Consider the following 17293-nt stretch of genomic DNA (forward strand, 5'->3'; position numbering starts at 1 on the left):
CGGCAGGCTCACGTCGGTGGGGCGAGGTGCGCCTCGGGGTCGCACAGGTAGCCGTAGATGCCGCCGAGGGCGGCGTCCCAGTCGCTGTGCTGCCCGGTCAGCCGGGCGGTGCCGGCCGCGGCCAGCTTCTCGCGCAGCTCCCGGTCGACGCACATCCGCTCCAGCTGCCCGGCCACGCCGTCGATGGTGCGGCGGGCGAGCAGGCTGTTGACGCCGTCCTCGAGCAGCCAGTGGCCCCAGGGGTTGTCAAAGGCGACCACGGCCGCGCCCGAGGCCATCAGCTCCAGCGGCAGGTAGCTCGGGTGCCGGGACACCGTCAGCGCGAGGCCGACGTCGACCCCGCGGTAGAGGTCGCCGGTGGCCCGGTAGTCGATGAGCCCCCGGACGATGAGGTCGCGGGCCTCGGCCGACTCCAGCGCCCAGGACCCGGCGGTGACGATCCGGACCCGGTTGCCCAGCCGCCGCTTCAGCAGCTCCAGGGCCGGGGCGGCCAGCTCCCAGCAGTTCCGCCAGTGACCCGGCCGGGCGTAGACGAACACCGTGACCGGGTCGTCGGGCCGCCGCTCCGGGCGGCCGTGCGGGTGGAAGACGGTGGGGTCGACCGCGGGGGTGAACGACCAGGCGCGGCCGGCGTACTCGTCCCGGTAGACCCGGGCCAGGTTGTCGGTGTTGGCCAGCCCGTACAGCCCCAGCCGGTAGGACTCCTCGGCCAGCGCGAACTGGGTGCCGGCCGGGTAGAACATCGGCTCGTAGTCCTGCACCAGGTAGAACTTCCGCGCCGTCGCCCGGTGCTTGGCCACCGCGAAGGCGGTCACCCACAGCGTGGCGATGTCCACGTCGGCCGCCGGGACCGCCTCGATGTCGGCGTCGTCGGCGTAGAAGACGACCTCGCTGTCGGCCAGCCGCGGGTAGGCCGCGGCCAGGGCGGACCGGACGTAGTGGTCCGGCGGGCTCCCCCAGACGACGAACCGGTGCCGCACCCCGTGCTCGCGGGTGAGCAGGTCGGCGATCCGCAGCGCGGTGTTGATGCCGCCGTAGAAGGGGCTGTCGATGTCCGGGATGAACCAGTTCACCGACCGCACCGGGCGGGGGCCGCCCGTGGCGGCGTGCCCGGCCGCGATCGTGGCGACCTGGTCCTCGGTGATCCGGCAGGCCTCGGCCAGCAGCCGGCTCTCCTGGGCGTCGCTGCGCTGGCGGAACACCTCCAGCTGCCGGTGGATGTGCCGGCCGGCCCGCTCCCGCTGGCTGGGCTCGTGCGGCCGGCGCCACTGGGGCACGCCGGACACCGTGGAGAGGCTGGGCGACCAGTACGGGTCGCCGCCCATGATCCAGGTGTTGTAGCGCCAGAAGCTGGCGTAGAAGTCGCCGGTGGGGATGTGGCTGCCGCGGGTGCTGGACTCCCGGTGCACGGCGTGCGCCGCGCCCGAGCAGACCGTCCGCAGCCCGGCGACCGCGGCCGACAGCCCGAGGGCGACGTCGGAGCCGGTCAGCTCGAAGCGCTCGTCGAAGCCGCCGAGCTCGGTGAAGACGCTGCGCCGGACGGCGGTGCAGGCGCCGGTGACGGCCAGCACGTCGCGGGTCCAGCGGACCGGGCCGAGCAGCGTGTCCGCACCCGGGCGCAGGCCGCTGAACAGGTGGTCGGCCAGGCCCTGGATGCCGACGACGACGCCGGCGTGCTGCACGGTGCCGTCCGCCTCGTGCAGGTGCAGGCCGACGAGGCCGGTGCCGGGCACCTGCGTCCAGCCGACCAGCTCGGTCAGCCAGCCCGGGTCGACCAGCTCGATGTCGTCGTTGAGGAAGACCAGCACGTCCTCGGCGCCGTCGCGGGCGCCGGCGTTGTTGACCGCGGAGTAGTTGAACGGCTGCTCGGTCCACCAGTGCACGGTGACGTCGGCCTCGGCGGCCCAGTCGGCGTAGAAGCGCTCGCCCCCGGGGGTGCGCTCGCCGTTGTCGACGACGGTCAGCGCCACGGCACCCGGGTAGCCGGTCGCGGCCAGGCCGCGGCGGATGGTGGCCAGGTGCGCCTCGTCGTGCCGGGTCGGCACGACGACGCGGACGGCGGGCCAGGCGGGGAGGTCCCACGCCAGGCGGACGCCGTCGGGGCCGGCGACGGCCGTGGCCGGGATGCCCTGGCGGGCGCAGTGCGCGGTGACCAGCGCGGCCGCCTCCGGGCCGGGCGCCGGCCGGCTGCCGACACCGCTGAGCACCTGCGCGACCCGGCCGGCGCGCTCGCCGTCGGGCCACACGCGCAGCAGCACGTCCCAGACCGACGCGTCGGAGGACACCGGCGCGGTGGCCGGCCAGCCGCCGGCGGCCAGCAGCACCGAGCGGCGGACGGTGAACGCCCGCCCGACGTAATCGGTGGTCAGCAGCAGGTCCGGCGACCAGGAGGGGCGGACCCGCGGGTCGCGGCGGGAGCCGTCGCCGACGACGTCGTCGTCCCAGACCACGACGTCCAGCAGCGGGTCCCGGTCCAGCTCCTCCAGCAGCGCCACGACGCCGCCGGGGTGGAAGACGTCACCGGGCCGGAGGAACGAGACGTGGCCGGGACCGGCGAGCGCGGCCTGCACCGCGGCCGCGTCCCGGGCGACGACGACGTCGACCCGCGGGTGCGCCGTCCCGGGGACCTCGGCCGGGCCGGTGACCTGACCGGCCGGGTCGAGCACGACCACCAGCAGCCGGCTGTCACCGGGGCGCTCGTCGGTGGGCAGCGCCACCGAGCGCCGCCAGGCCGCGTAGCTGGGCGGCGCGGTGCGGATGCCGCTGCGCCCCCAGGCGACCTGCAGGTCGCGCAGGGTGGACTGGCCGATCCGGGCGGAGTGCAGCCCGGCGCGGGCCGCCGACCGGGCGACCGAGTCGTCGGGCAGCCGCTGGCTCCAGGACCGCAGTCGCTCGACCGCGGCGCGGGGCACCCGGCTCACGCCACGCCACCCTGCGCCGACGACGACCCGGCGGCCGCCGGGACCTCGGCGGGCGTACCAGCGCCGGCCGCGGTCGCCCCGGTGCCGGCCGCCGCGGGCAGCCGGTCAGCGGCGGGGACCGCCGGGACGTCGGGCCGGGTGCTCCACTCGCCCTCGAGGGTCATCAGGCCGTCGGGCTCGTACTTGCCGCTGGGCCGCACCCGCATCCGGTAGCTCTTCGGCGTGCGGTCGTAGACGACCTCCAGCGTGCTGCTGGCCACCGCCGCGGAGATCGAGTAGACGCCGGGCAGGAAGGGCAGCGCCGGGATCCGCACCTCTACGACGCCGGGGCCGGACACCTCGCCCAGCTGCAGGCCGCCCAGCCAGCTGTTCGGGCCGGCCAGGTGCAGCCCGAGCTCGCTCCAGAAGTCCAGGAACACGATCGGGTCGGTGACCGGCTCGTGCACGTCGTAGTGCACCTGGATGGTGATCGGCTTGCCGTTGGTGGCCAGCGAGCGCGGCTCGCCGTCGTCGTCGACGGTCACGACGTCGGTGACCCGGACGGCGCCGGTGCCCTCGCGCTCCTCGCCCTCGACCGCGGTGTCCTTGTGCGCGGACTCGGTGAGCTGCTTCTCCTCCGCGGCGTTGACCGAGGCCAGGTACGCCTCGCACACCTCGTCGGCGGGGCCCTCGGCGACCAGGTGGCCGTGGTCGAGCCAGGCGACCCGGTCGCACAGCCGCTGGATCATCGCCAGCGAGTGGGAGACGACCACGATGGTGGTGCCGCGGTCGCGCAGGTCGTGCAGGTGGTCCATGCAGCGCCGCTGGAACTCCTCGTCGCCGACGGCCACGATCTCGTCGACGATCAGGATCTCCGGGTCCAGGTTCACCGCGATGGCGAAGCCCAGCCGCACGTACATCCCGCTGGAGTAGACCTTCACGGGGGTGTCGATGAAGTCCTCGAGCCCGCTGAACTCGATGATCTCGTCCATCGCGGCGTCGATCTGCTTGCGGGTCATGCCCAGGATCGCGCCGTTGAGGTAGATGTTCTCCCGGCCGGAGAGTTCCGGGTGGAAGCCGGCGCCGACCTCGAGCAGGGCGGAGACCCGGCCGTGGGCGACGATCTCGCCGTTGGTGGGCAGGTGGATGCCGGCGATCGTCTTCAGCAGCGTCGACTTGCCCGAGCCGTTGTGCCCGATGAGGCCGTAGGTCGACCCCTTCGGCACGGTGAGGCTGACGTCGTCGACGGCCCAGAAGTCACGGTGCTTGGGGCCCCGGCCGCCGCGGCGGACCAGCGCCTCCTTGACGTTGGTGCGCCGGTCGTTGGCCATCCGGAACTTCTTGCCGACCGACTTCACCTCGATGGCCGGCTCGCTGGACAGCTCCCGCCGCGCCTGGATCGGCGAGTGCCAGTTCTCTTCAGCGCTGCTCACAGCACCTCACTCAGGTCTCGGGAGCGGCGTTGGAAGAACGTCCACCCGGTGGCGAGCACGACGAGGCTGACGACCGCCGCGTAGGCGAACCGGGTCGGGCTGGGGGCCTCGTTCGTGTAGAGGATCTCCCGCATCAGCTCGACCAGCTGGGTGACCGGGTTGAGCTCGTAGATGCGCGCCCAGGCATGCCGGTCGTAGTACTGCTCGACCAGGCTGATGGGGTAGATGATCGGGGTCGCGTAGAAGACCAGGTTGAGCGTCACCTGGACCAGGTAGCTGACGTCCCGGAAGCGGGCGTTGAGCGCGGCCAGGTAGAAGCCGGCGCCCACGGCGAAGGCGATCACCAGCAGCAGCACGACCGGCAGCCAGAGCACCGTCCAGTACAGGTTGCCCAGCACCGCGAAGACGAACAGCAGCAGCCCCAGCTCGATGGCGGTCTGCAGCGCCAGCGCGACGATGTTGCCGGCGACCGGCGCGAAGGCCGGGAAGTAGATCTTCCGCAGCAGCGGGCCGTTCGACGTCAGCGCGATCATGCTGCCCTGGACGACCTGGTTGATGAAGTTCCAGATGACCAGCCCGGTGAACAGGTAGAGGGCGAAGACCTTCATGCCGTTGCCCATCTCGGGCGGGTTGGCACCGAGGAAGACCCCGAACACCAGGGTGTAGATGCCCAGGGTGACCAGCGGGTTGATCAGCGACCACGCCCACCCGACGACACTGCCCTTGTACTTGCTCTTGAGCTCACGCTGGGCGAAGTTCCCGATGAGTCCCCGGAACTGCCAGACCTCGCCCATGACGGTGCGCATCCGTGACGTTAACCTGCTCCCCTTGATCGAGCGGGCCCACCGGCCCGCATCGCCGGGGTCCGAGGATAACGCCCGGGGCGGGGCATCCGGCGGAGGCGACGGCGGCCCAGCAGGCCAGGAGCGGCTCCGGACAGGGCTGCACGACGACGGGGGGCGGGTGCGGTGACGGTCCGCGTGGGCATCGACGCGACTCCGCTGATCGGCCAGCGGACCGGCGTCGGCCGCTACGTGCACGCCCTGGTGGGCGCGCTCGCCGGACGCCCCTCGGTCGACCTGCGGGCGACCGCCTTCACCCTGCGCGGACGGCGCGACCTGGCCGCCGCCCTGCCCCCCGGGGTGCCGGCCGTCGCCCGCCCCGCGCCCGCCCGGCTGCTGCGGAGCTCCTGGTCACGCGGGGGGCCGCCGCCGGTCGAGTGGCTGTGCGGGCGGGTGCAGGTCTTCCACGGCACCAACTTCGTGCTGCCCCCGCGCCGCCGGGCCGCCGGCGTGCTGACGGTGCACGACCTCGGGTTCCTGCACCTGCCCGAGACGTTGGCCGCCGCGAACCTGGTCTACCGGGACCTGGTCCCCCGCGGCGTCCGGGAGGCGGCGGTGACCCTCACGCCCACCGAGACGGTGCGCCAGGAGGTGCTCGCCGAGTTCGGCGTGTCGCCCGGGCGCGTCCTGGTGACACCGCTGGGCGTGGACGACCGCTGGTTCGCCGCGCCGGGCGACCCGCCGTCGGTGCTGGACGCGGCCGGTCGGCCGGTCCTCGACGGCCCGCCGTACGTCCTGTTCGTCGGCTCGGTGGAACCCCGCAAGGGGCTGCCCACCCTCGTCGAGGCGCTGCGCCGCTGCCCTGCGGGCAGTGCACCGCGGCTGGTGGTCGCCGGGCCGGCCGGCTGGGGCACCCCGCTGGAGACCGAGGCCTCGCTCGACGTCGTCCGGACCGGGTTCCTCGGTGACGAGCAGCTGCACGCACTGGTCGCCGGCGCCGCGGCGCTCGCCCTGCCCTCCCGGTACGAGGGCTTCGGGCTGCCCGTGCTGGAGGCCCTGGCCGCCGGCACCCCGGTGCTGGCGTCGGACCTGCCGGTGCTGCGCGAGGTCGGCGGCGACCACGCCAGCTACCTCCCCGTCGGGGACGCCGACGCCTGGGCGGCCGCGCTGACCGCGGCGGCGGAGGTCCGGGGGGGCCACGACCCCGCGCCGGGTCGCTCCTGGGCCCGGAGGTGGACGTGGGACGCATGTGCCGATGCGACCGAGGCGGCATACGCGCGGGCAGCGCTCGGCGGTTAGGTTGTCGGGGATCAGCGCGCGGCGGAACCAGGCCCGCGCCTCTGATGACGACTCGGATGGTTGGCTCTTGACACTCCCCGCACCGGGAAACGACACCGTTCTGATCACCGGCGGCGCCGGTTTCATCGGGACGACGCTCGCACGACGCCTCGTGGGTGAGGGCCGCCGCGTGGTGGCCCTGGACAACATGCACCCCCAGGTCCACCCGGGTGGCCGGCCCCGCCGCCTGCCCGACGAGGTGGAGCTGTACCCCTTCGACGTCACGCACGCCGACAGCTGGCGGGCCGCCCTGGCGCTGATCCAGCCCCGGACGATCGTGCACCTGGCCGCCGAGACCGGCACCGGCCAGTCGCTCACCGAGGCGACCCGGCACGCGTCGGTGAACGTCGTGGGCACCACCCAGATGCTCGACGCGCTGACCGCCACCGGCCACGTGCCCGAGCACGTGGTGCTCGCCTCCTCCCGCGCGGTCTACGGCGAGGGCGCCTGGCAGGCCGGTGACCAGGTCTTCTACCCCGGTCCCCGCACCCGCCAGCAGCTCGAGGCCGGCACCTGGGACCCGGCGGCGCCGGCCGGCGTGACCGGTGCGGCGCGGCCGGTGCCGCACGACGCGGCCACCACGGTCCCCGGGCCGACGAACGTGTACGCGGCGACCAAGCTGGCCCAGGAGCACGTGCTGCAGGCCTGGACCGAGGCCAACGGCACGGCCCTGTCGGTGCTCCGGCTGCAGAACGTCTACGGCCCCGGTCAGTCGCTGACCAACAGCTACACCGGTGTCATCGCCTTCTTCAGCCGGGTCGCCAGCGCCGGTGACCCCATCGACGTCTACGAGGACGGCGACATCACCCGCGACTTCGTCTTCGTCGAGGACGTCGTGAGCGCGCTGACCGCCAGCCTCGCCCGGCCGCCGCAGCGCAGCCGCACCGTGGACATCGGCGGCGGCGACGTCATGTCCATCCTCGATGCGGCCCGGCTGGTCGCCGAGCTGCGCGGCGCGCCCGAGCCCCAGGTGTCCGGCAAGTTCCGTCACGGTGACGTCCGCGCCGCCTCGGCGTCCCTGGACGGCGCCCGCCGCGAGCTGGACTACCGGCCCGAGTGGAGCCTGCGCCGCGGCCTGGTCGAGCTGTTCAGCTGGATCGACGCCGGCGGTGTCGCGTGACGGTGCCGGCGAGCCCGTCGGTCACCGACGTCCCGGTGCCCGACGTGCCGATGCCGGACGTCGTCGTCTACGCGGCAGACCGGCCCGACACCTTCCTGCCCACGGTGGTCGACCTGCGGCGCCAGCTGGCCGGCGCCCGGGTCGTCGTCGCGGTGGCCCCGGGGGCCGACGTCTCCAGCTACGCCGGCAGCGACGTCGAGCTGGTCACCGTGAACACCCCGGCCGAGGTGCTCAACCGGATCCGGCCGGCGTGGGCGCTGCTGGTCATCGGCGGCCCGGTGCTCGTGCCGCCGGCCGCGCTGGACAACGCGCGCGAGCTGCTCGACGGCGACGCCCGGGTGGCCACCGTGTCGTTCTGGTCGAACGCCGCGGGCCCGCTGAGCTTCCCGCACTGGCAGACCCCGGCCTCGCACCACCTGGGCAACGCCCTGGACGAGACCGAGGTGACCCGCCGGCTGCGGGCCGCCTCCCCCGACCTCGGCGTCGTCCCGATCCCCCGGGCCGCCGGCTCCGCGGTGCTGATCGGCGCGGACGCGCTGGCCATCGTCGGCGAGTTCGTGCCGCACGACCGGGTCGAGATCACCCTGGCCGACTTCTCGCTGCGCTGCCAGGGGCACGGGCTGCGCAACGCCCTGGACCCGACCACCTTCTTCTCCCGCCCGATCGACCTCGCCGACGCGGCGACCTCCGACCTCAACGAGGCCGAGCAGGCCTGGCTGCGCAGCACCCACCCGGTGGCGGCGGCCGCAGCGCTCACCGCCCCCGCGGGTGACGCACCGCTGTCGATGGCCTTCGGGGTGTCCCGCGCGAAGGTCACCGGCCTGCGGCTCGCCATCGACGCCAGCACGCTGGGCCCCACCGAGACCGGCACCCAGGTGCAGACGCTGGCGCTGATCGACGCGCTCGCGCAGCGGCCGGACGTGGCGAGCGTGGGCGTGGCGCTCGGCGGGCCGATCCCGCCGTACGCCGAGCGGGTCCTGCACCAGCGCAAGGTGCGCGCCTCGTGGTGCACCTCCGACGACTTCACCCCGCTCGGTGCCGTCGACGTCGTGCACCGCCCGTTCCAGCCCGACCGGCCGCTGGACATCGCAGGCTGGCGGCAGACCGCGCACCGCACCGTGCTGACCATCCAGGACCTCATCTACTACGAGGTCGGCGCGTACCACGACTCCCCTGACAACTGGGAGCGCGTCCGGGCCAGCGTGCGGCAGGCGGTCCGGGACGTCGACGCGGTGGTGGCGATCGCCCGCGACGTCGCCGTGCAGATCCGGGACGAGCGGCTCTCGATCGACCCGGACCGGGTCTTCGTCGTGGAGAACGGCACCGACCACCTCTCCGGGGACGAGACAGCCCACCTGCCGCCGGTGCTGTCCCGCAACGGCGTGGCGGCCGCCCCGTTCGTGCTGGTCCTGGGCACGAACTACGGGCACAAGAACCGGCACCTGGCGATGGCCGCCGTCGACCTGCTCCGCGCCGAGGGCGTCGGGGTGGAGCTGGTGATGGCCGGTCCGACGGTCCCCCGCGGGTCGACCCGGATCGCCGAGAGCCGGGTCGCGCTGCGCAGCAGCACCGCGGCGCACGTGCTGCCCGACGTCACCAGCCAGGAGCGCAACTGGCTGCTCCGGCACGCCGCGCTGGTGCTGTACCCGACCTCGGCCGAGGGCTTCGGCCTGGTGCCCTACGAGGCGGCCCGGTTCGGCACGCCGACGGTGCACGTCTCCTTCGGCCCGCTGGCCGAGGTGGCACCGGACCTGCCGGTGTCCGCCGCCGGCTGGTCGCCCCGGCACCTGGCCGACGCCTGCCGGTCGCTGCTCCTCGACCCCGACCTGCGCGCCGCCCAGCTCGCCGCGGTGCTCCGGGCCGCAGACACCTACACCTGGGAGCGGACCGCCGACCTCCTCGTCCGGACCTACCGGACGGCGCTCGCGGAGCCCCAGCGATGAGCGGCGGGCCCTCGTCCGGCGCCCCCACCGACACCACACCCCCGATCCGAGAGGTCACCATGACCGACCCCGTCGAGACCACCACGGCCCCTGCGGCGAGCCCGACCACCCAGGCGTCCTTCACCGAGCGGGTGGACGGGCTCTCGCTGGAGCAGGCGCTGATCGACTTCGAGGTGGCCAACGCCCGGGTCGTCGACCTGACCCACCGGCTCACCGACCTCAACCGGGAGCTGCTGGAGCTGCGCTCGGAGCACGAGCGGCTGCGGATCGCCCACAACTCGTCGCTGGCCCGCCGGGCCGCGCCGAAGCTGGCGGTGGAGGCCGGGGCGCACCAGGCCCTGCGCGTGGCGCGCGCGGTCAAGCGGCGGCTGCGGTGACCGCACCCCGCCGGCGGGTCCTGCTGGGGATCACCGCCTACAACGGCCGCGAGTTCTTCGAGCGCACCCTGGAGTCGGCGAAGCAGATCGACACCACGTCGTTCGACCTGGAGATCGCCGTCTTCGACGACGCGAGCCCCGAGCCCGGCTTCGCCGAGTGGCTGGCCGAGCGCTGCGCCGCCCACGGCATCTTCTACTACCGGACGCCGCGCAACCTGGGCATCGTCCGGAACGTGAACCTGGTGCTGCTCTACGCCCGGGACCAGGGTCACGACTTCGCGATCATCTCCAACTCCGACGTCGTCTACCCGGCCAACCTGCTCGACGGGCTGGTCGCGGTCGCCGACTCCGACGAGACGATCGGCTCGGTCACCGCCTGGTCGAGCAACGTCTCGGTCTACTCGCTGCCGAACTCCCGGCCCGACGAGCTGCTCACCGAGCAGTCGGTCGTCAACGAGGTGTCCACCGCGCTCAACGCGCACTTCGGCACGGCCGCCGTCGACATCCCGGCCGGCATCTCCTTCTGCCTGCTGGTGCCCCGCCGGGTGCTGCTGGAGGTCGGCCTGATGGACCCGGTCTTCGGCCGCGGGTACTGCGAGGAGACCGACTGGACGCTGCGGTCGAAGGCGTGCGGGTACCGGATCGCCCTGGCCCCCGGCGTCTTCACCTTCCACGCCGGGCAGGGCTCGACGCTCGCGGCCGGGCTGCTCGGCCACGGCGAGACCACGGTGCCGGCCAACGAGGCCATCATCGGGATGCGCTACCCGCTGTTCCGCGGTCAGGTCGAGGCGTTCCTCAACAGCAGCACCCTCGACGAGCTCCACCTGTGGGGGGCCAGCGCGATCATCGTCGCGGCCGCCCGGGAGCGCGGCTACCGGGTCGACGTCGGCTCGCTCCCCCGCGAAGGGGCCTTCGACGACCAGGTCCGGGTCACCCTCAACGCGCACGGCACCGGGGCACCCGTCGCCCGGTACCGCGGGTTCGAGGTCCCGGTCATCGGTGGCCAGGGGCTGGCGGCCGTCGTCTCCTTCTTCGCCGGTCAGGAGCCCGCCGAGGTCCTGCTGCACGAGAGCGGCCAGACCCGCGACCTGCTCCTGCGGAGCCGAGGAGGGGTGCGCGTTGTCGACCACGTCGCCTACCCAGAGCGCGTCTGAGCCGCTCGCCAGCACCCCGGTCTGGCTGCCGGGGATCGACGTCCTCCGCGGCATCGCCTCGGCGGCCGTGGTGGTGCACCACACGTACTCGCTGGCCAACCGGCCCGACGTGCCCGGCGGCACGATCGTCGAGGGGCTCGGGTCCTGGGGTGTGGACCTGTTCTTCATCCTCTCCGGCTACCTGCTGTGCGACTACTTCTGGCGCCCGAAGGAGCGGCGCTCGCTGAAGGTCTTCTGGGTGCGCCGGTTCTTCCGGGTCGCCCCGGCGTACTACGTGCAGGTCCTGCTGCTGTTCCTGTTCTTCGCCGCACCCTCGTTGCTGTTCAGCGCCCAGGGCCTCAAGCAGGTCCTGACCCAGGTGACGTTCACGCACTACTACACGCCGAACACGTCCAGCTCGCTCAACGTCAACGGCGCCCTGTGGACGCTCAGCATCGAGATGACGCTGTACCTGACGATGCCGCTGCTCGCCCTGGCCGTCGGGTGGCCCGCCACCCGGGGCCGCCGGGCGCTGGCCTGGCCGCTGCTGGCCGTCGCCGGGCTCATCGGGCTGGCGGTGGCCTACCGGCTGCTCGTCTCCTACTCCGGTGGCGGTCTGCAGGACCTCTACTTCGGGGCGATCGGCCCGGAGTCGGTGCCCAACGCGCGGCTCTACCTGGCCCGTCAGTTCCCCGCCTGGATCGGCCTGTTCGCCCTCGGCATCGGGCTGCGCTGGCTGATCGTGAACAAGCAGCTGCCCGCCCGCCTGCTGGGGCCGACGCGGCACCGGGTGAGCCTGTTCGTCCTGCTGCTGCTGCCCAGCCTCGCCTGGCTGCTGCTGACCGAGCGGGCCGTGCAGTACACCCACCCGTTCCTCTTCGCCGGCTTCGACCTGGCGCTGGGCGTGCTGCTCCTCCCCGCCCTGGTCTACGCGGCCCGACCGTCGTCCTCCGACGAGGGCGGTGCGCTGATCCGCGCCGGGGTGTGGCTGGGTGACCGCAGCTACGGGCTCTACCTCTGGCACTTCCCGGTGATCCTGGTGGTCTACGAGCGGGGCACCGCGCTGCTGCCCCCGGACACCAGCAACCCGCTGTTCCGGGTGACCGCCATCGCCGTGCTGTCGGTGGGGCTGGCGATGCTCAGCTACCGCTTCGTCGAGGCGCCCGCCCGCGACTACGGCCGGGACCTGTCCCGGCGGCTGGCGCCCAGCCGCGCCGCCCGCCCGCCGGCGCTGCCCGACGAGGCCGCCGTCGCCGGCACCTCGCCCGGGGACGGTGCCCCGACCGGGCCGTCGGCCCCGGCCACCGCGCACCCGACGACCGCGTCCCCGACCAACGGGCACCCGTCCACCGACCGACCCGTGCCCCGCAAGGAGAGAACTCCGTGAGGACCCCCCGCCCGTTCCGCCGGCAACCGGCCGCGCCGACCTCCCCGGAGATCCCGGCCGCCCTCCGCGGCAACTACACGCTCGTCGACTGCGACGCCGGGCAGCTGTGGTTCGACCGCGCCGACGAGGTCATCCGGCCCTACGTCGAGCGCGCCGGCACCTGGGAGCCCGCCGAGGGACGGCTGCTGCTGGAGCTGGCCGAGCCGGGCTGCCGCCTGCTCGACGTGGGCGCGAACATCGGCTACTTCTCCGCGCTGATCGCCAAGCACCGTCCCGGCACCACCGTCGACGCGGTCGAGCCCGAGCCGGGCAACAACGCGCTGCTGTCGATGAACATGTGGCACAACCAGGTGCCCGCCCGGATCTGGCCGCTGGCGCTGTCCGCCGGCGAGCGCGCGCTGCCGCTGAAGCTGTCCCCGCACAACGCCGGCGACACCCGCACCGACACCGCCCGGCCGAGCCAGTGGTACGAGGTGGTGGCGCCGGCCGCGCGCGGCGACGACCTGTTCACCGGCCGCGGGTTCGACCTGGTGAAGCTGGACGTGCAGGGCTTCGAGCTCGACGTCCTGCAGGGGATGCCGCTGACGCTGGACCGCTCCCCCGGGATCGTGGTCGTCGCCGAGTTCTGGCCGACCGCCCTGCGGGAGCGCAAGGTGGACCCCGCGACGGTGCTGCGCACCTACCGCGAGATGGGCTTCGAGGTGGTGACCCAGGTGGAGGACGACCTGCGCCGCCTGGAGGACCCCGAGATCATCGCGATCTGCGACCAGGCCGGCGAGTGGGGCCAGGTCAACCTCGTCCTGCGCCGCTGAGCGTCCGGGGTGGCGGGTGCCCGGGCACCCGCCGCCCCGAGGGGCCGGTCAGGCGACGGCCTGGTCCGCCTCGCCCGCGCCCGCCGTCGCCGGCCGGGGCGACCGGCCGTAGGCGACGATGTTCGACGTCAGCCCGAAGAGCCGGTGGCGGTACAGCTGCACGCCGACCTCGGCCGGGAACAGCGAGCGCAGCTCCTTGGGGCCGACCAGGTTGAGGTTGGCCTCCTGCGCCCAGAACTCCTTGCCCAGCTTCCGCAGGAACCAGCGGTGCACCGGCTTGGGCAGCCAGTGCAGCACCGGCAGGAACGTGTGCAGCTCCAGCACGAACCACCGGTTGGGCACGGCGATGAAGAAGCCGTCGGCGACCCGCATGATCTCCTGCACGAACGCCCGCTGCGCCGCCCGGTCGCCCACGTGCTCGAGGACGGCCGAGGAGTAGGCGAAGGTGAACGTGCGGTCGGGGAAGGGCAGCCCGGCGCCCGAGGTCTGCACGAAGGTGAGGCCGGGGAACCGGCGCTCGAGCCCGGAGGCGTCCTCGAACGAGGTCGCGGTCATCCGGTCCTTGTACGGGTAGAACTGCTCGAAGGCGTTGGAGTCGACGAGCGTCTCGTCCGGGGTGACGCCCACGTCGATGACGGTGTCCTCGCGGCCGGGGTGGAACTCGGCCTCGAACGCCTCGTACATGCGGCGTCGCGCCTTGAGCGACACCCGGGACTTGAACCGGACCAGCGGGCTGTCCAGCCCGCCGAAGTAGTCGACCGGATCGGTCACGGCCGACCTCCCCCTTCGATCGCGGATGCGGGCCGGGCCGGTGGCACCGGCCCGTCGGCAGGCCGGGGGGCCCGCATGGCCTCCTGCGCCTGCTCGTCGTCGTAGTCACGGACCTCCGGGCGGTTGCGCCGGCCCAGCCCGAGGATGGAGAGGAAGAAGCTGTTGAGGCACACCTGGGCGCCGAGCATGAAGCCGAGCACGGCGGGGACCACCGCGCGCACCGTCTCCGCGGCGTCGAGCTGGCCGAAGTCGCTGTCCTGCCAGTAGTTGACCGACAGCACCGCGGCGAGCACACCGAGGAGGAACAGCGCCCCGCCCACGATCAGCCCGGTCTCCAGGCCCAGCCAGGACGTCACCCGGTCCAGCCGCCGGTCGCGGGGCAGGAACCCCTCCTCGACCGCGTAGACCTTGGTGAGCAGCGCGAAGGCGGTCGCCTGCACGCCCACGACGACCACGGCGGTCGCGTACAGCAGCGTGCCGATGTCGAACGTCACCGACCCGACGGTCACCGGTGTCACCAGCAGGACGATGGTGGCCAGCGCCCCGAGCAGCGCCATGACCAGGCCGGGCACGAGGAACAGCCAGCGCGGGCTGTACAGCAGCAGGAAGCGCAGGTGCCGCCAGCCGTCCCGCCAGCTGCGCAGGTGCGGCGGCCGGGACCGGCCGTCCTTGGACAGCGTCGTCGGCACCTCGGTGATGCGGTAGCCGGCCAGCACCGAGCGGACGACGACCTCGCTGGCGAACTCCATGCCGGTGGTGTGCAGGTTCAGCGCCAGCATCCGGTCGCGCTGGAAGCCGCGCAGGCCGCAGTGGAAGTCGCGGATCCGGGTCTTGAAGAACAGCCGCCCGATGAAGGAGAGCACCGGGTTGCCCAGGTAGCGGTGCAGCGGCGGCATGGCGCCGTCCTCGATGCCCCCGGCGAAGCGGTTGCCCATGACCAGGTCGGCGCCGGCGCGCAGCTCGGCGACGAAGGCGGAGAGGTCGGAGAAGTCGTAGCTGTCGTCCGCGTCGCCCATGATCACGAACCGGCCGCGGGCGGCCTCGATGCCGGCGATCAGCGCGCTGCCGTAGCCACGGCGCGCCACCGGGACCACCCGCGCACCGGCCGCCTCGGCGATCGCCTGGGAACCGTCGGTGCTGCCGTTGTCGGCGATCAGCACCTCGCCCACCACGCCGGACCGCTCGAGGAAGCCGCGCGCCTTCTCGACGCAGACGCGCAGCGTCTCCGCCTCGTCCAGGCATGGCATGAGGATCGTCAGTTCCACAGCGCTGCCGTTCACCGGGAACACCCTACCGACGGCCACGCACCCGCCGTCCGGCGCGCCTCCCCTCCGGTCACGGCGGGCAGCTCTGCGGGCCGCCGGGGCGGCCGTACCGGTCCACCGTGCGGCACTGCCCGGGCGACTCGACGAGCACCGGCCGCACCAGCGACGCCTCCTGCACGCAGAACGAGCCACCGGGGCTGAGCACCCGCAGGTCCACCCGGCCGACCGTCGCGGCGTCGATGGGCATCAGCTCGGTGTGCTCACCCGCCCGCAGCTTGGTCACGAAGTGGTTGGCCTGCCAGCCGCGCAGCGTGGTGCCCGCGCTGAGCTGGGTGTCCATGTCCAGGTCGGCCTCGTAGCGGAGCTGCAGGAACAGCGGGGCGCCCCGGGCCGGCGCGCGCAGCGCCAGGTCGAGGTCGCGCACGGCGCCGTCGTCGTCGCAGTCGCCGCCCAGCACGGTGAGCGGGCCGCCCACCGTCTCCAGCGCCGCCGGCCGGACCCGGCCCTCGTCGTCGATCAGCACCGTCGGGCCGTCCAGGTCGCCGCTGGTGAAGCCCCGGCTGACCAGGCTGAGCAGCTGGTCCTGGCGGCCGAACGGCCGGCTCCACGCGGTCGCCATCGCCGCCGGTGCGGTGAGCGGCACCAGCGTCACGTCGGGGTCGGTCCACTCGTCCTGGCCGGCGCGCACCGCGTCCAGCCAGGCGCGGGCCTCGGTGGTCTCGCTCCACCGCCGGTCCAGGTAGGCGTTGGCGGTCAGCGCCATGAGGAGCGCCAGCGCCAGGCAGCCGGCCACCTGCAGGCCCCGCACGACCCGGGCCGCGTGCAGGCCCGGGGGCACCCGGCCCAGCACCCGGTCCACCAGCCGCACCGGCGCCCGCAGGTGCACCAGCGCGATGACGGCCGGCACGGTCACGTAGACGGAGTTCGTGAGCCGCTCGGCGTTCGCGGTGACCGTGTCGGCGTTGAGGATCGGGCTGAACTTCAGGAAGCCGTAGTACATCGCGAAGGTGGCGGCGGCGAACAGCAGCGGCCCGGCGTTCCCCCGGCGGGACAGGGCGACGACGACGCCCACGATCAGCACGGCGGCGACCACGACCAGCTCGGTCGCGGTGCCGGTGGGGCGCTGCAGCGGGAGGTTGACCAGCGACGGGACGACGTAGTTGCTGAACGAGGACAGCACCGCCCGGCCGGTGGTGGCCCAGTCCGGCGCCGGGTAGGCCTCCACCACCACGAACGCCCGGAGCGCGGCGGCGACCGCGGCGGCCGCCACGGTCAGCGCGAGCAGCGGCTTCCACAGCTGCCGCAGCGCCCGGAACCGGTCCGCCCACGGACGGTCCCGCCACAGCAGCAGGACGTCGACGAGGACCAGCAGCGGCAGCGCGAAGACCGGCCGCTCCTGCACGAGCTGGCCGAGCAGGAAGAGGACCACCGTGACCACGTGCCACCGGGTGGCGCCCAGCCGGACGCCGCGGACGTGGGCGGCGCAGATGGCCAGCGTCATGGCGATGGCCGGCAGCACGTGCATGGCGGCGTCGAACCAGACGGCGCTCTCGACGATGCCCACCGACGGCGCGATGAGCACCAGCGCCACGACGCGGCGGGCCGTGGACAGCCGCAGCTCGGTCATCAGCCACAGCGCCGCGGCCAGCAGCGCGGTGAGGTTGACCGTCATGAAGGCGAGCCCGGCCAGCGGCGAGAGGTCGAACAGCCGGTAGACCAGCAGGTGGGCGGTGCGGTCGTAGGGGCCGAAGTGCTGGAACACGTTCAGCGACAGGGTGGTCCAGGACAGGCCCTCGTCGCGCGCCACGGCGAACTGCAGCAGGTCGTCGTTGGCGTAGTAGAAGCGGTTCCACAGCAGCGCGACGTCGATGCCGACCAGCACGGCCAGCAGGGCGGCCCAGCCGAGGGGGGCGCGCAGCCGGGCACGGCGGCCGCCGGGGCGCGGGTGGTCCTCGCGACCGGCCTCCGCCGGTGCGGTGTCCGGCGGACCGGCGACCTCCGCCGGCCGGCTGACCACGCGCGGTGCGGCACC

Annotated in this window: 13 protein-coding genes; 7 read left to right on the plus strand and 6 right to left on the minus strand. The window is 73.7% G+C overall.

Features of this window, described 5'->3' with window-relative positions:
• Positions 1–8 precede the first annotated feature (8 nt).
• Genes HL054_RS16000 through HL054_RS16010 form a run of 3 tightly spaced genes read right to left on the minus strand, consistent with a single transcriptional unit; the run spans position 9 to position 5139 of the window.
• A complete protein-coding gene (locus HL054_RS16000) occupies positions 9–2921 on the minus strand; it encodes a rhamnosyltransferase WsaF family glycosyltransferase (RefSeq protein WP_369140001.1) in 2913 nt (970 codons plus the stop codon).
• Positions 2918–4333 carry an ABC transporter ATP-binding protein gene (locus HL054_RS16005; RefSeq protein WP_369140002.1) on the minus strand — a complete coding sequence of 472 codons (1416 nt, stop codon included), beginning with the start codon at positions 4331–4333 and terminating at the stop codon, positions 2918–2920. The genes HL054_RS16000 and HL054_RS16005 overlap by 4 nt, the downstream gene beginning before the upstream one ends.
• Positions 4330–5139, minus strand: a complete 810-nt coding sequence (locus tag HL054_RS16010; protein ID WP_369140003.1) for an ABC transporter permease — start codon at positions 5137–5139, stop codon at positions 4330–4332. Before HL054_RS16010 ends, HL054_RS16005 begins: the two co-directional genes overlap by 4 nt.
• Positions 5140–5313: 174 nt before the next feature.
• Between HL054_RS16010 and HL054_RS16015 the strand changes: the two genes are divergently transcribed.
• Genes HL054_RS16015 through HL054_RS16045 form a run of 7 tightly spaced genes read left to right on the plus strand, consistent with a single transcriptional unit; the run spans position 5314 to position 13225 of the window.
• The gene (locus tag HL054_RS16015; protein WP_369140004.1) at positions 5314–6414 is read left to right on the plus strand and encodes a glycosyltransferase family 4 protein; all 1101 of its coding nucleotides are present in this window, start codon (positions 5314–5316) and stop codon (positions 6412–6414) included.
• On the plus strand, positions 6371–7573 hold the full coding sequence (locus HL054_RS16020) for an NAD-dependent epimerase/dehydratase family protein (RefSeq protein ID WP_369140005.1): 1203 nt from the start codon (positions 6371–6373) through the stop codon (positions 7571–7573). The genes HL054_RS16015 and HL054_RS16020 overlap by 44 nt, the downstream gene beginning before the upstream one ends.
• Positions 7570–9516, plus strand: coding sequence for a glycosyltransferase (locus HL054_RS16025; protein WP_369140006.1), 1947 nt, complete (start codon positions 7570–7572; stop codon positions 9514–9516). The genes HL054_RS16020 and HL054_RS16025 overlap by 4 nt, the downstream gene beginning before the upstream one ends.
• Before the next feature lie 59 nt (positions 9517–9575).
• On the plus strand, positions 9576–9893 hold the full coding sequence (locus tag HL054_RS16030; protein ID WP_369140007.1) for a hypothetical protein: 318 nt from the start codon (positions 9576–9578) through the stop codon (positions 9891–9893).
• Complete coding sequence (locus tag HL054_RS16035; RefSeq protein ID WP_369140009.1) at positions 9890–11047, plus strand: glycosyltransferase family 2 protein; 1158 nt, start codon at positions 9890–9892, stop codon at positions 11045–11047. Before HL054_RS16030 ends, HL054_RS16035 begins: the two co-directional genes overlap by 4 nt.
• On the plus strand, positions 11013–12413 hold the full coding sequence (locus tag HL054_RS16040; protein WP_369140011.1) for an acyltransferase family protein: 1401 nt from the start codon (positions 11013–11015) through the stop codon (positions 12411–12413). The genes HL054_RS16035 and HL054_RS16040 overlap by 35 nt, the downstream gene beginning before the upstream one ends.
• A complete protein-coding gene (locus HL054_RS16045; protein WP_369140012.1) occupies positions 12410–13225 on the plus strand; it encodes an FkbM family methyltransferase in 816 nt (271 codons plus the stop codon). The genes HL054_RS16040 and HL054_RS16045 overlap by 4 nt, the downstream gene beginning before the upstream one ends.
• Before the next feature lie 48 nt (positions 13226–13273).
• On the opposite strand, the gene HL054_RS16050 is transcribed toward HL054_RS16045, so the two are convergent.
• From HL054_RS16050 to HL054_RS16060, 3 genes are read right to left on the minus strand one after another with little or no spacing between them, the layout of a single operon-like run.
• Positions 13274–13996, minus strand: coding sequence for a methyltransferase domain-containing protein (locus tag HL054_RS16050; RefSeq protein ID WP_369140013.1), 723 nt, complete (start codon positions 13994–13996; stop codon positions 13274–13276).
• On the minus strand, positions 13993–15276 hold the full coding sequence (locus HL054_RS16055; RefSeq protein ID WP_369140014.1) for a glycosyltransferase family 2 protein: 1284 nt from the start codon (positions 15274–15276) through the stop codon (positions 13993–13995). The genes HL054_RS16050 and HL054_RS16055 overlap by 4 nt, the downstream gene beginning before the upstream one ends.
• 55 nt (positions 15277–15331) lie before the next feature.
• Complete coding sequence (locus tag HL054_RS16060) at positions 15332–17278, minus strand: hypothetical protein (protein WP_369140015.1); 1947 nt, start codon at positions 17276–17278, stop codon at positions 15332–15334.
• Between the last annotated feature and the right edge of the window lie 15 nt (positions 17279–17293).

The organism is Modestobacter versicolor, from assembly GCF_041028285.1.
Classification (GTDB): Bacteria; Actinomycetota; Actinomycetes; order Mycobacteriales; family Geodermatophilaceae; genus Modestobacter; species Modestobacter versicolor_A.